14 protein-coding genes are annotated in these 14,222 nt (G+C 62.7%); 3 read left to right on the plus strand and 11 right to left on the minus strand.

The genetic code is table 11. From position 1 onward, the window contains the following. Positions 1-225: 225 nt before the first annotated feature. Complete coding sequence (locus QWI18_RS21770; protein ID WP_065988916.1) at positions 226-426, minus strand: DUF2986 domain-containing protein; 201 nt, start codon at positions 424-426, stop codon at positions 226-228. A gap of 163 nt (positions 427-589) precedes the next feature. Between QWI18_RS21770 and QWI18_RS21775 the strand changes: the two genes are divergently transcribed. Together QWI18_RS21775 and QWI18_RS21780 are read left to right on the plus strand one after the other, a co-directional pair. Further along, positions 590-1,216 carry a pyridoxamine 5'-phosphate oxidase family protein gene (locus QWI18_RS21775; RefSeq protein WP_369319828.1) on the plus strand — a complete coding sequence of 209 codons (627 nt, stop codon included), beginning with the start codon at positions 590-592 and terminating at the stop codon, positions 1,214-1,216. A 108-nt stretch (positions 1,217-1,324) separates the two neighbouring features. After that, positions 1,325-2,233 carry a LysR family transcriptional regulator gene (locus QWI18_RS21780; protein ID WP_369319829.1) on the plus strand — a complete coding sequence of 303 codons (909 nt, stop codon included), beginning with the start codon at positions 1,325-1,327 and terminating at the stop codon, positions 2,231-2,233. Here the strand turns inward: QWI18_RS21780 and QWI18_RS21785 are convergent. The 10 genes from QWI18_RS21785 to QWI18_RS21830 all read right to left on the minus strand — a co-directional run bounded on the left by QWI18_RS21785 (position 2,219) and on the right by QWI18_RS21830 (position 12,256). After that, positions 2,219-2,965: a substrate-binding domain-containing protein gene (locus QWI18_RS21785; RefSeq protein ID WP_369319883.1), complete on the minus strand. Its 747-nt coding sequence runs from the start codon at positions 2,963-2,965 to the stop codon at positions 2,219-2,221. The two genes, QWI18_RS21780 and QWI18_RS21785, sit on opposite strands and share 15 nt — an antisense overlap. A 41-nt stretch (positions 2,966-3,006) precedes the next feature. Beyond that, positions 3,007-4,305 (minus strand): MFS transporter, encoded by a 1,299-nt coding sequence (locus QWI18_RS21790; RefSeq protein ID WP_369319830.1) that lies wholly within the window; start codon positions 4,303-4,305, stop codon positions 3,007-3,009. Positions 4,306-4,496: 191 nt separating this feature from the next. Continuing rightward, positions 4,497-5,372: a hypothetical protein gene (locus tag QWI18_RS21795; protein ID WP_369319831.1), complete on the minus strand. Its 876-nt coding sequence runs from the start codon at positions 5,370-5,372 to the stop codon at positions 4,497-4,499. Between the two features lie 73 nt (positions 5,373-5,445). Then, positions 5,446-5,694, minus strand: a complete 249-nt coding sequence (locus QWI18_RS21800; protein WP_192130374.1) for a hypothetical protein — start codon at positions 5,692-5,694, stop codon at positions 5,446-5,448. Between the two features lie 32 nt (positions 5,695-5,726). Next, positions 5,727-6,521 (minus strand): NYN domain-containing protein, encoded by a 795-nt coding sequence (locus QWI18_RS21805; protein WP_065988923.1) that lies wholly within the window; start codon positions 6,519-6,521, stop codon positions 5,727-5,729. 119 nt (positions 6,522-6,640) lie between these two features. Beyond that, positions 6,641-7,570: a 2-hydroxyacid dehydrogenase gene (locus QWI18_RS21810; protein ID WP_369319832.1), complete on the minus strand. Its 930-nt coding sequence runs from the start codon at positions 7,568-7,570 to the stop codon at positions 6,641-6,643. Further along, complete coding sequence (locus QWI18_RS21815) at positions 7,551-8,915, minus strand: MFS transporter (protein WP_369319833.1); 1,365 nt, start codon at positions 8,913-8,915, stop codon at positions 7,551-7,553. Before QWI18_RS21815 ends, QWI18_RS21810 begins: the two co-directional genes overlap by 20 nt. 201 nt (positions 8,916-9,116) lie before the next feature. Further along, a complete protein-coding gene (locus QWI18_RS21820; protein WP_369319834.1) occupies positions 9,117-9,566 on the minus strand; it encodes a thiol-disulfide oxidoreductase DCC family protein in 450 nt (149 codons plus the stop codon). Next, positions 9,563-10,558, minus strand: coding sequence for an aldo/keto reductase (locus QWI18_RS21825; protein ID WP_369319835.1), 996 nt, complete (start codon positions 10,556-10,558; stop codon positions 9,563-9,565). Before QWI18_RS21825 ends, QWI18_RS21820 begins: the two co-directional genes overlap by 4 nt. A gap of 66 nt (positions 10,559-10,624) precedes the next feature. Continuing rightward, positions 10,625-12,256 (minus strand): methyl-accepting chemotaxis protein, encoded by a 1,632-nt coding sequence (locus tag QWI18_RS21830; RefSeq protein WP_192130378.1) that lies wholly within the window; start codon positions 12,254-12,256, stop codon positions 10,625-10,627. Positions 12,257-13,214: 958 nt separating this feature from the next. On the opposite strand from QWI18_RS21830, the gene QWI18_RS21835 reads away from it, so the two are divergent. Beyond that, positions 13,215-14,126 (plus strand): LysR family transcriptional regulator, encoded by a 912-nt coding sequence (locus QWI18_RS21835; RefSeq protein ID WP_192130379.1) that lies wholly within the window; start codon positions 13,215-13,217, stop codon positions 14,124-14,126. Positions 14,127-14,222 lie beyond the last annotated feature (96 nt).

The following is a 14,222-nucleotide window of genomic DNA, read 5'->3' on the forward strand; positions in this document are numbered from 1 at the left end:
GATGTACGCCATAAGAAAATGCCCCGCATCTTTCGATGCGGGGCATTTTCTTAGATCTGAGGCAGGTTGGCTAGGTTTTCACACAGTCTGCGTAGGACCGGCTTTAGCCGGGAAGGCGTCGGCAATCACGCTGCAAAATTGAGGGCGTCGCCGCTGGCCTCTTCCCGGCTGAAGCCGGTCCTACAAGGGGAAGGCGTCGGCAGTGGCGCTGCAAACTGAGGGCGTTCAAACCGGCTCGGAAGGGCTGGCGGCTCCAGGCGCGGATTCGGTCGTGGGATCTGAAGCGGCTTCAGCATTCGCCTCCGCCGCCAGCTTCAACCGGTCGGCCTTGCTGATGTATATGTCTTTGTTCTTCGGCGCCAGTTTGGCACTTGCCTTTTTTGCGTTGGCTTTGAGTATCTGGTTGAGTTTCTTGCGACGGTTCATGCCTGTTTACCCGGTGTGCAGATGCTGGACGGTGAAAGGCAGGCAGTGAATCAGATCGCCGGTCAATCTGCCACACGCGTCTGGCACTATTGCCCCGAACGGGCATGAAACGTCACAGCATGCTGAACCTGTCCAGCCACGAAGAAATTGTAGAGAGCCCACAATGGACCTTGAAGACAGCTCATACCTGACCACCGTACAGGCACTGGAAGCGGTGTATGGCCCGATCGCGCCGCCGTCCCTGGTCAAGGAAGTCGACCACATCCACCCGGTCTACCGGCCGTTCATCGAAGCGGCGTCCTTCGTGATCCTCGCCTCGTCGGGTGCAGGCGGCCTGGATGCTTCGCCGCGGGGCGATCAGCCGGGCTTCGTACACATCGAAGACAGCAAAACGCTGTATCTGCCGGACCGGCGCGGCAACAACCGCATCGACACCCTGCGCAACATCGTCGAAGACCCGCGCGTTGCACTGCTGTTTCTCGTCCCGGGCGTCGGCGAAACCCTGCGCGTCAACGGCACGGCGCAGATATCCATCTCGCCGGAGCTGCTGGAGCGTTTTGCCGTGGACGGGAAGCCGCCGAAATCGGTGCTGCGCATCACCGTCACCAGCGTCTATTTCCAGTGCAGCCGAGCGGTGATCAGGGCAGGGCTGTGGGATGCCTCAAAGCAGGTGCCGCGCAGCGCGTTGCCGACGGCGGGGCAGATTCTCAAAGAGGTGTCCCAGGCGGCCATCGACGGTGATGCGTATGACCAGGCGCTGCCGGGCCGGATCGCCGACACGCTTTACTAAGTCACTGCGTCGATCCCGGGGCGAGCCGCGCGACTTGCCCCGGGATAGCTCGCCGACAGGTTCCGCTTTACCATTGATGCCCGTCTACGATCAAAGCGACGACATGCCGTGAACATCCACTTCGATCTCAATGACCTCCAGGCTTTTCGCGCGGTGGTTGAAAAGCAGGGCTTTCGCCGGGCGGCCGAGTCCATCCGCATCACCCAGTCGGCGCTGAGCCGTCGCATCGAAAAGCTTGAGTCCGCCCTGGGGGTCAAACTGTTTGAGCGGACCACGCGAAAGGTCTCGCTGACCAACGTCGGGCGGGCGTTCTTGCCACAGGTCGAACGGCTACTGGATGACCTGGACCTGGCCCTGCTCAGCATCGGCGATGGCGGCGCCAACCGCAGGGGCACCCTGACCGTGGCCTGCGTGCCGTCTGCGGCGTACTACTTCCTGCCCCATGCGATCCGCAGCTTTCACGCGCAATACCCGCTGATCAACATCAGACTGATCGACGTGTCGGCCAATGAAGTGAGCGCGGCGGTGGCGTCCGGCGAAGCCGATTTCGGGGTGAGTTTCACCGGCAACCTGGCGCCGGAAATCGAGTTCAGTGCGCTGCTCGAAGAGCACTACGTCGTTGCCTGCCGCCGCGACCATCCGCTGGCCACCCTCGACACCGTCACCTGGGCTCAGGCGTGTGAGCACGAGTGCATAACGCTGGATAAATCTTCGGGCAATCGCCTGGTGCTGGATCGCGCGCTTTCCGGATTGCAGCCGGGCAGGAACAGCGTTTGCGAAGCGCGGCATGTGACCACGGTGCTGGGGCTGGTCGAGGCGGGGCTGGGCATTGCGGTCGTGCCGTCCATTGCCATGCCAATCTCCGCCCACCCGATTCTGGCGAAAGTGAGGCTGGTGGAGCCGGAGGTGGTCAGGCAGATGGGGGTGCTAAAACGCCGCGGACGCACATTGACGCCCGCGGCACTGGAGCTGGAGCAGCGAATTCGCGCGCTGCCCGGGACGTTACCGCGGGACTGAGTCCAGGCCGGTTTCGCGGATGCTGGCCTGCGCGTCGGGGGACGACAGGAACTTGAGCAGTGCCTTCGCTTCAACGGGGTGATCGGCATTTTTCGGAATGCCGGCGGCATAGCGGGTCACCGACTGCACGTCTTCCGGAATCTTGCCGACGAAGGTTACGCCCGGGATCGGCAGCAATTCGGCGACCTGCTGGAAGCCGAGCTGGTAGTCACCCTTGGCCACAACGGAGGCCACCGGAATGCGCTCGATCATCTTGCTTTTGGGCGCCATCTGCGGCTGAACGCCGAGCTTCATGAAGAGCTCTTTCTCGATGTAGACGCCGCTTGCGCTGTCTGAATAAGCCACTGACTTGGCCGCCAGCAAGGTCTGTTTCAGCTCGGCATCGGTGCCGATGGCCGGTTTGTCGGCGCCGGCCTTCACCACCATGCCGATGCGCGAGTCCGCCAGTTCCACACGCGAGGCGGCGTCGACCTTGCCCTGTTTGATCAAGTCATCCAGGGCGTAGCCCACCATGATCACCACATCCGCGTGCTCGCCGCGACTCAACCGGTTGGGGATGGCTTCCGCCGCTTTACCCATCGACGGGCCAAGCACCGTTTTGAGCGTGTTGCCGCTGTGCTCGGCGTACTCCGGCCCGAGGTGCTGATAGGCCGCAGTAAAGCCGCCCGAGGTCATGACGGTCAGCTCTTCGGCGTGCGCAAGATTGCCGTAGGCGCAGCTGGTCAGCGCCATAACGCAGAGGGGTTTAAGTAAAGAATTCATGACAGGGTCCTTCAAGCAGTGGCGAGTGACTGAGTGGCGAGACGGCGGTACAGCACCAGCGTCGCGGTAAAAGCGCACAGGGCGGCGAAGATCATCCAGTAAGCCGGTGCTGCCTTGTCCCCGGTCAGGTGAATGAGCCAGGTCGAAACCGCCGGCGTGAAGCCGCCGAAGATGGCTGTCGCCAGGCTGTAGGCGAGGGAGAAACCCGCAACGCGCACCTCGACGGGCATCATTTCGGTGAGCGCCGGAATCATCGCGCCGTTGTAAATACCGTAGAGAAACGAGAACCACAGCAGCACTTCGAGCATGTGGGCAAAGGTCGGCGCCTGGGCCAGAAACGACAGCGCGGGGTACGCCGTCAGCAGCGTCAGCAATGACATCGCCAGCAGCAGCGGCTTGCGTCCCAGTCGGTCACTCAGGGCGCCGCCGATGGGCAGCCAGAAGAAGTTCGAGACCCCCACCAGCAGGGTCACGATCAGGGCGTCACTGGTGCTGAGCTGCAGCACCGAGCGGCCGAAGGTCGGTGCGTACACGGTGATCATGTAAAAGGCGGTGGTCGTCATTGCCACCATCAGCATGCCGAGGATCACCACACTGGCGTTGCCGAGGAGGGTGGCGAACACCTCCTTCATCGTCGGGCGGTGTTTGCGCGTGGTGAATTCTGCGGTTTCTTCAAGGCTGCGGCGCAGCAGGAAAATGAACGGGATGATCAGGCAGCCGACGGCAAACGGAATGCGCCAGCCCCACGCCGACAGTTCGGCCGGGGCAAGCCATTGATTGAGCCCGTAACCCAGGGCGGCGGCGACGACGATGGCCACCTGCTGACTGGCCGATTGCCAACTGGCGTAGAAACCCTTGCGCCCCGGCGTTGCCATTTCGGCGAGGTAGACGGACACGCCGCCCATCTCTGCGCCGGCGGAGAATCCCTGCAGCAGCCGTCCGAGCAAGACCAGCGCCGGTGCCCAGAGGCCGATCGTGGCATAACCCGGCACCAGGACAATCAGCAACGTGCCGCTGGCCATGATCGCCAGCGTCACGATCAGGCCGCGACGGCGGCCGACATCATCGATGTACGCGCCCAGCAGCACGGCGCCCAGGGGTCGCATCAGGAAGCCTGCACCGAACACAGCGAAGGTCATCATCAACGAGGCGAATTCGTTGCTGGCGGGGAAGAAGGCGGAGGCGATCTGGGTGGCGTAGAAGCCGAAGAGGAAGAAGTCGAACTGTTCAAGAAAGTTTCCGGAGGTGACCCGGAAGACCATTCCTGCCCTGGACTTCCCGGAGGAGCTCTGGCTTGGCGGCTGATGCATGTTGTTCTCCAGCGTTTTTTTTGAGTTTGTAAGCGCTTGTAACTGGAGATTCTGTGGCAATTTTCAGACGACGATAATCGTTATTTTTTCATCCTTTGATGCATGAATCAGATCAATGGAAAGGCCTTGGCGTTTCCCGACAGGCCATGGAAACGTCGGCAGCCGTGAGCCACGGCCGCCGACAGGAACCGCTAGCTGGCTTGGGTGCCTTTGAGCATCAGTTCTTTAACATCGGGCTGAACCTGATTCACCGCGCCCAGATACTCGATCAACTCGGCTGCCCGACTGCCGCGCAATCCGGCGGTGGTCAGCGACTTGTCGCGCACGTAGGTGTAGAGCCCGGAGACGGCGAACGTCTTGAGCTGGGCGATGTGCTTCGACTGTTCAGGCAGGGTGTTCTGGAACACGTCGCTCTGGAAGAAACGACGACGCGCCAGTGGCGAGGTGAACGCGATTTCCAGCACGGCCAATTCGGCGCGCGCCGGGTTGGCGAAGTGCGCGACGTTGGGCGCAGGTGGGTGCTGGCCATCGTTCTCGAAGGGGTCGCACAGGTGCAGACAAACCTTGACCACGTCGTCGGCCGCCGCCAGCAGCGGCCCCAGGTCTGACTTCAGGTACGCGTGCAGCTGCGCCAGGGTCTCCCGCGGGCTGAAATGGATGTGAATCCGGTCAAAGGTGTCGGTGCCGTTGAACCGCTCATCCGCCAGCGCGTTGGTCAGGGTCAGCGAGCCTTCAGGCAGGGCGTAGGCCAGGGTTTCGTCGAACATGTTCTGCTCGTCCGAGAACAGGATCGGGCTGGCCTCCTGAAACAGCTTCTGGTCAGCGGCGGACTCGAAACCGATCTCCACGCCACCGTCCAGTTCGTAATCCTGGATCTCGCTGATGCCATCGGCGAGGGGCCACAGGTGCGCATCCTGCTGCCGGGAAAAGTGGTGCTGGATGTACAAGCCAAGGCCCGGAAGCCGCGAGCACAGCGGGCCGTGGACGTCACGCCAGTAATGAGCGAATACGTCGTGGGGCACGCGCGCTCGGCGTTTGACGGTCGTGTAGCTGTTGATCTCGATCATGGGGCACCTGTCAGTCGGGAAATGTTCAGTCGTAGTGATCGGATGCAGGTGCCGCCGCAGGGTTCAACGCGTTTTACCGGACGTCATCGCTCGCCGCCTGGGTGACGCGAATGTCCGTCAGCCCGAGCTGGCTGGCCTGTTCGATGATTTCATCCGGTTCTGCATCGGCATTGGGCATGATCAGGCTGTTTTCGCTGTCGCCGAAATGCAGCTCAAGCAGGTGCATCGCGGCGTCGGACGCTGACAAGGCTGGTTGATTCAGCTCGAAGCGATGGGTGCGGGGTTGGTCTTTGAAGCGATAGTCAACTGAGAAAACGGGCATGGAGGGCTCCATAAATGAAACAGGCTGACGGTTTATTTACCGTTTTGTCTGTGCCGGACGTACATCACCGCCGTGCCACTGGACGCGGGTCTGGCCTGCAGCTCGAAGGCTTGCGGGTAGCCCTTGATCAGGTCGCTGAGCTTTCTGTACCCATGGGTGCGCGGGTCGAATTCCGGTCGCAGCTTGGTGATGTTGGTGCCCAGGGCGCCTAGCTGCACCCAGCCGTCTTCGTCGGCAATGTCGTCGAGGATTTTCGCGATGAAACTGATGGGCGCTTTGGGACGCTTCTGGGTGTCCGCGGCCGCGGGTTTTGCTACGTCCGACTGCGCGGGCGCGTCGAGCGGCTGCTCTGTGCTGGCGGCAGCGATCACCTCTTCGCGGAGCAGTTCGATGTAGATGAATTTGTCGCAGGCCGCCACGAACGGCCGGGGCGTTTTCTCTTCTCCGAAGCCAATCACGGTCAGGCCTTCTTCGCGCAGTCGCGAGGCCAGGCGGGTGAAGTCGCTGTCGCTGGAGACCAGGCAAAAGCCGTCGAAGCGCCGCGTGTACAGCAGGTCCATGGCGTCGATGATCAGCGAGCTGTCGGTGGCGTTCTTGCCTTTGGTGTAGGCGAATTGCTGGATGGGCTGGATCGAGTGATCCAGCAGGACCTTTTTCCAGCCGCCGAGCTGCGGCCCGGTCCAGTCGCCGTAGATGCGCTTGACGCTGGCGACGCCATATTTGGCGATTTCTTCGAACAGACCTTCGACGATGGCGGCGGGGGCGTTGTCCGCATCAATGAGAACGGCGAGGTGCTTTTGAGCGTGGCTGGAGGGGTGCGTGGCCATGGATCTTCCTTGGCAGGGGAAAGCCACACCATACCTCCAAATCCTCACTGCCAACAGGCAACGAATTCCGTCTTCTGCGACTCGATTCTTTCATTCAGCCAGGCACAGGCAGCATCGGCTTATTCCGGCACGGGCGTGGGCAAGTCTGCGCCGCTGTGCCAGGCGTGGAGGTTGGCCATGACCAGATCGGACATCGCCTGCCGGGTGTCCCACGTGGCGCTGGCCATGTGCGGGGTGAGCAAGGCGTTGTCCAGATCCACAAGCGCAGCGATGGGGTGCGGCTCGTCTTCGTAGACGTCCAGCGCCGCGCCGGCCAGACGACCCTCGGCGAGGACCCGGGCGAGGGCGGTTTCATCGACCACGCTGCCACGGCCGACGTTGATCAGATAGCCCTTGGGGCCCAGCGCCTCCAGCACCTTGGCGTCCACCAGATGATGGGTGCTGGCGCCGCCGCCGACCGCGACGACGAGAAAATCCACCGCAGCGGCCAGTTCGAGGGCTGACGGGTAGTACGTGAACCCGACGTCCTGAGCCCGCCGCCCGGTGTAGGCGATCGACATATCGAAGCCTTGGGCGCGGCGGGCGATGGCGGCGCCAATGCGACCGAGGCCAATGATGCCCAGGCGCGCCCGGCTGACCTTGCGGCTGAATGCGATGGGTCCGTTTGCCCAGGCGCCCGAGCGGGTGAAACGGTCGGCCACCCGCAGGTTGCGGGCGATGCCCAGCATCAAGGCCATGGCGAAATCGGCGACGTCTTCGGTGAGCACGTCGGGGGTGTGGGTGACGCGGATGCCACGCTCCCGCGCTGCCGCCAGATCAACGCCGTCGTAGCCCACGCCAAACACAACGATCACTTCCAGCGCAGGGAGGCTGTCGATCAACTGACGGCTGACCGTGGATTCGCCATTGGCGACCATGGCGCGGATGTCGGCGGTCGATTCGCCGACGCCGGTGCCGTTTTGATCGGCGTCCACCACGTCGTAGGTCGCGTTCAGCGCGTCATCGAGCATGGCCGGCAAGCGGGCGATTTTAAGGAGCCTTGGCTTCATTTAAACCTCTTGGGACAGGAGCAGCAGCGGGGGGAGTTGCGCGGGCGGTGACAGGTGCAGCACGGGGCGAACGGGCCAGGAACAGTCCCAGCACACCGCCCGCCAACAAGGCTGCGGAGACCAGCAGCAGGGCGTAGTCGTAGCTTTGCGTGGCGTCCTTTATCCAGCCCATGACGGGCGGCAGGCCAAGGCCGGCGATGTTGGCGATGGAGTTGATCAGTGCGATGGACGCCGCGGCCGCAGCGCCCGACAGGTATTCGGTGGTGGTCGCCCAGAACACCGGCGTGGCGGCCCAGTTCAGACCGACCGCCAGCACCAGCAAGGCGTACGCCAGCCAAGGGTTGCTGGTCCACACCGCCAGCGCCAGCAGCACCCCGGCGGCCATCAGCGGCAGCGCCAAGTGCCAGCCGCGCTCGCCCTTGCGGTCGGAATGGGTGCCATTGAAGTACATGAACACGCAGGCGAACAGGAAGGGCAGCGCGGACATGACGCTGACGGTGAACGATTCCTGGCCGGACACCGATTTGACGATCAGCGGCAGGAACAGCGTGATGCCGATGGTGCCGAACGCCTGCAACAGCCAGAACAGGCTCAGCAGCCAGACCTGACGGCTGCGGAATGCGGTCTGCCAGGCGGCGTGGTGGGAGATCGGCGAGTTCGCTTGCTCGGCCGCGATGGTGCGGCTCAGCCAGTCTTTCTGATCGGCGTGCAGCCAGTGGGTGGTCTGCGGCGAGTCCGGCAGGTAGCGCAACACGACAATGCCGAGGATCACCGCCGGCAGGCCTTCCAGCAGAAACAGCCAGCGCCAGCCGCTGACGCCGAAATAGCCGTCCAGGTGCAGAAACGCGCCCGACAGCGGCAGGCCGATCACCGACGCCAGCGCGGCGCCAATGTAGAAGAACGACATGGCTTTGGCCCGATCGGTCTTCGGGTACCACTGCGACAGGTAGTAAATGATCCCCGGCGTGAAACCGGCCTCCGCGGCGCCCAGCAACAGGCGCATGCCGTACAGCTGATTGGCGCTCTGCACAAACGCCATGCCCGCCGCGACGATGCCCCAAGTGATCATGATCCGCGCAATCCAGCGCCGCGCGCCGACCCGCGTGAGGATGACGCTGCTGGGGACTTCAAGAAGGATGTACGTCAGAAAGAACAGGCCTACGCCGATGCCATACATGCGAGCGGTCAGGCCCAGCTCGGCATTCATCTGCAACGCGGCGACGGAAATGTTCGACTTGTCGATGTACGCGACCATGTACAGCAGCATCAGGAAGGGGATCAACTTGAGGTTGAGGCGCTTCATGGTGCTGGCGTGCAGGCCCGAATCCAGAGATGGCGTGGGCATGGGACTTCCTGTTGTTTTTATAGTGGCTATGAGGAGCGAAGAGGTTTCACCATAGACGACCTATTCTGAGATCTCAATATGTGATTGTCTGTCCCATATAGTGGAACTTTTCCGAGTGAGACTGACTAGAGCTCTAGAGCCATGCCCAAGACGTGTGGGAGTGAGCTTGCTCACGAAGACGGCATTTCAGCCGCTGAAGAGTTAGCGGTCGTTGAGGGCGTTCTGGTTCAAGAAACGGCCGGGATGATCCGCGGCAGGCAAGCGACAGGCGTCATAACGGCCAAACAGTTTGTAGCGGTTCAGCGCGATCTTGTCGTACAGCCAGTCGCGCAGCACCCTCGGGAAAACCCGCGCGACGAGCAGCCAGTGCCATCGGGCGGGGAGGTGGGCGAGGATCTTGAACATTGCGTCCGAGCGGACGTAAAAACGGTCATTCTCCACCAGCACGATGGTGTTGAACTGATCCTGGGGCAACCCCGCCCATTTCAGCAGCGCCTGACCCTCGGGCGACTGCACCGCCGCGAGCGTCAGCCGCTGCTCGTGGTCCTGGCTGATGATGAAGGTCGCCCAGCCATTGCACAGCTTGCAGGTGCCGTCGAACAGCACGACGGCCCGGCCGGTGGCAAGCCCGGAACTGCCGTTGGGCTTCACGCGAAGCCCGTGACAGCGTGGGGAACGTAGGGCGCTTCAAGGCGTTTGACTTCCTCGTCGCTGAGCATCAGGTCCAATGCCGCGATCGCATCGTCCAGATGGTCCGGCTTGGAGGCGCCGACGATCGGTGCCGACACGCCACGCTGGGCCAACACCCACGCCAACGCGACTTGCGCCATGGGCACGCCGCGCTCGCCGGCAATCTGCTCGACCACATCGATGACGCGGCCATCTTCGGCTTCCGTTGCCTCGTAAAACGACTGGCCGGAGATGTCGGTCTTGGTGCGTTCAGTCTGCTGGCCGTGGGGCCGGGTGAGCCTGCCGCGGGCCATCGGGCTCCACGGCATCAGCCCGACGCCCTGATCCAGGCACAGCGGAATCATCTCGCGCTGTTCTTCGCGATACACCAGATTCAGGTAGTTCTGCATCGACACAAAGCGGCTCCAGCCATGGGCCGTCGCCACCTGCTGAGCCTTGGCGAACTGCCAGGCGAACATCGACGACGCGCCGATGTAACGCGCCTTGCCGGCCCGCACCACGTCATGCAGCGCTTCCATGGTTTCTTCGATGGGGGTGTGATAATCCCAGCGATGAATCTGGTACAGGTCAACGTAGTCGGTGCCCAGCCGCGTCAGGCTGGCGTCGATGTTGGCCATGATGGCTTTCCTCGACAGGCCCTGTTCGTTGGGCCGCTTGGAGCCTTCCCACATGTTGGCCGGAAAAAACACTTTGGTCGCGATGACGGTTTCTTCGCGACGGGTGAATTCTTTCAACAGCTTGCCGACGATGACTTCCGAGGTGCCTGCCGAATAGCTGTTGGCCGTGTCGAAGAAGTTGATGCCTTGCTCGACCGCGTGCTTGATGATCGGCCGGCTGGCGTTCTCATCCAGCGTCCACGGGTGCGTGCCGGCGTCTGGCTCGCCAAACGTCATGCACCCCAGGCACAGCCTCGACACGTCCAGTCCCGTGGAACCCAGCTTCACAAACTTCATGCTTTACCTCCGAAATCGTCTGATGCCGCAAACAGGCGGCTCAGTGGTGCGATTCCGTCGGTGCCATTAAGTTCTGAATTGCATCACCAGACCGTTCAGGCCCACCGCCAGTTGCGACAGCTCGTTGCTCGCCGCCGAGGTCTGATGGGCGCCGGCAGACGTCTGCAGCGACAGGTCGCGGATGCTGGTCAGGTTGCGATCGACTTCCCGCGCGACCTGGGCCTGTTGTTCCGTGGCCGTCGCAATGCTGACGTTGCGCTCGTTGATCAACACGATGGCGGTTTTGATGTCGGCGAGGGCACGACCGGCGGCACCGGCGACGTCCAGGCTGACCCGGGCGCGCTCGCTGCTCTGACCCATGGCGGTGACCGCCTTGTGGGTGCCGCCCTGAATCGAGTCGATCATCTTTTCGATCTCGGCGGTGGACTGCTGGGTGCGGTGCGCCAAGGCGCGGACTTCGTCGGCCACCACCGCGAAACCGCGTCCGGCTTCGCCTGCACGGGCGGCTTCGATGGCCGCGTTGAGGGCGAGCAGGTTGGTCTGATCGGCGATGCCGCGAATCACGTCCAGCACGCCGCTGATGTTCTGCACCTGGCCGGCCAGCCCATTGATCTCGTCCGCTGTGCTGCCGACCGAGTCGTGCAGCGCGTTGATCGCCGAAATGGTTTCGTTGACCCGCAGGCGGCCCTGTTCCGCCGAGTCGCTGGAATCCCGCGCGGCTGTCGAGGCCAGGGAGGCGTTGTGGGCGACTTCTTCCACCGCCGCGCTCATCTGATTGATGGCCGTGGCGGCCTGATTGATTTCGTCGTTCTGACGCTGAACCCCGCGCAGGGATTCTTCGGTCACCGCGGTCATTTCTTCCGAGGTCGACGCCAGCTGATTGGACGAGTGGCCCAGCTCCGAAAGCGTGTGGCGCAGGTTCTGCTGCATCACCGACAGTGCTTGCAGCAGGCGGCCCGGCTCGTCGGAACCGTCCACTTGAATCGGCTTGCTCAGGTCATTGGCAGCGATGTTTTCCGCGACGGCCAGGGCTTTGGCGATCGGCGCAACCAGGCTGCGGGTGAACAGTGCCGCCAGGGCAAGGGTGGCGACCAGCGCGACCACGATGGCGGCGATGATGACCTCGCGGGCCTGGGCGTAACTTTCATTTGCCGCGACATTTGAGTCCTGCATTTTCTGGTTGCCGAGGTCGGCGATGGTCGCGATGTCCTTGGCGAGTGCGTCTGCCGCGCGGGTCTGTTCACCGGACGGCTCGGTCAGCGAGGCGACAACGTCATCACGCTTCTGCGCCACGGCGTCGAGAAAACGCGCGTGCACGGCGAGGTAGGCCTGCATGTCGCGCTCCATCTGCGCGTAGGCACTCAAACCACGCTCACTGATCAAGAGGGTTTTCAGGCGTTTGGTATCGCGCTCGAGGTCAGCGCGGCCCTGGCTGACGCGTTTCATGGCCGAGTCGGTGCTGGCGGCGCTCTGCGCAGCGCGCAGGCTGGTGTTGCCGAGGCGGATGGTCAGCAGATCATTTTTGATATCGGCGATGGCGAGGAGGGTGGGGAGTACGTTGTCCTGCAGTGCGTCCCGGGCATCTTTGAGCTTGGACGATTGCATCAGTGAGAACAGTCCGACGGCGGAGATCAACACGGCGAAAAAGCCGAAGCAGATCAGGGAGCGGGGAGCGATGTTGAGGCGTCTGAGGTTCATGTCGGGGCTGTCCATAAAAATAGAAATCACCGGTATATCGACCTGAATCGGTTCAGCTTGATAGTGGATTACTACTGGCACACCACGGATCCCTGGTAGGACTGGCTTTAGCCGCGAAGGCGTCGGACGTCACACCGCAAAATGGATGGCGAACGTGCTGGCCACTTCCCGGCTAAAGCCAGTCCCACTGACCTACCACGGATCCCTGGTAGGACCGGCTTTAGCCGGGAAGGCGTCGGACGTCACACTGCAAAATGCATGGCGAACGTGCTGGCCACTTCCCGGCTAAAGCCAGTCCCACTGACACACTGCGGATCCCTGGTAGGACCGGCTTCAGCCGGGAAGGCGTCGGATGTCACACCGCAAAATGGATGGCGAACGTGCTGGCCACTTCCCGGCTAAAGCCAGTCCCACTGACATACCACGGATCCCTGGTAGGACCGGCTTTACCCGGGAAGGCGTCGGACGTCACACCGCAAAATGGATGGCGAACGTGCTGGCCTCTTCCCGGCTAAAGCCAGTCCCACTGACCTACTACGGATCCCTGGTAGGACCGGCTTTAGCCGGGAAGGCGTCGGACGTCACACCGCAAAATGGATGGCGAACGTGCTGGCCACTTCCCGGCTGAAGCCAGTCCCACTGACACACCACGGATCCCTGGTAGGACCGGCTTTAGCCGGAAAGGCGTCGGACGTCACACCGCAAAATGGATGGCGAACACGCTGGCCTCTTCCCGGCTGAAGCCAGTCCTACAGACACACTGCGGATCCCTGGTAGGACCGGCTTTAGTCGGGAAGGCGTAGGACGTCACACTGCAAAATGCATGGCGAACGTGCTGGCCACTTCCCGGCTAAAGCCAGTCCTACAGACGACGCGAGCATCCATTAGGACCGGCTTCAGCCATCCCCGTCCGACAACCCGTGTATTCTTTCGGCCGGACCTTGATCGAGTACGTCCCATGCTTCACAAAAACCTCATCCGTCGTCTCGACCTGATCACCCTGAAGCTGTTCGTGGCGGTGTACGAAGAAGGCACGCTGACCCGGGCGGCGGCGCGCGAGGCGATTGCCGTGTCGGCCGCCAGCAAGCGGCTGATGGAGCTGGAAGAAGTGCTCGGCATCGGCCTGTTCCTGCGCAATGCCAAAGGCATGCTGTTGACGGCCGCCGGCGAGACGATGCTGCACCACGCCCGGCGCATGCTCTCCGATCTGGAAAAAATGGGCCTTGAACTCGACGAGCACCTCCAGGGCATGCGCGGTTATGTGCGCATGCTGGCCAACCTCTCGGCCATCATTCAGTTCTTGCCGGAAGACCTGCACGCCTTTGTCGCCAGCCATGAGCTGGTCAAAGTCGATCTTGAAGAGCGGCCCAGCAACGGCGTCGTGCAGGGCTTGGTCGACGGTGTCGCGGACATCGGCATCTGCTCTGAAGACACCGATGTTCAGGGGCTCCACAGCGCACCCTATCGCCGCGACGAACTGGTCGTCGTGATGCGTGACGATCACCCGCTCGCCGGGCTGCAGCAGGTGGCCTTCGAAGACACCCTCGGCAGCGACTACATCGGTCTGCACGCCGCCAGCTCCATCAACATGCGCACCCAGAACGCTGCGCGCGCTCACGGCCGACCGCTGCGGGTGCGCATCCATGTGCCGGGCTTCGACGCCATGTGCCGGATGGTCCAGGCCGACATGGGCATCGGCGTGCTGCCGCGCAAGGCGTTCGACCTGCTCGGCCCGTCCCTGGGCCTCAAGGCCGTGGGCCTGAGCGATGCCTGGGCCCGGCGCACACTGATTCTGGTGGTCCGCGACACCGCGGCGCTGTCGCCGGTCAGCCAGTTGCTGTTCGAGCACCTGCACAGCCAGGACCGCTAAGCCTTCGCGTTTCGCGAACGGCCGTTGCCAACTGACGGTTGGATTTGCTGAACCGCGTTCCTCTAGTCTGGGCGACAAATTCCAAGAAAGACTCGA

This window comes from Pseudomonas sp. W2Oct36, from assembly GCF_041060465.1.
GTDB classification, from domain to species: domain Bacteria; phylum Pseudomonadota; class Gammaproteobacteria; order Pseudomonadales; family Pseudomonadaceae; genus Aquipseudomonas; species Aquipseudomonas graminis_B.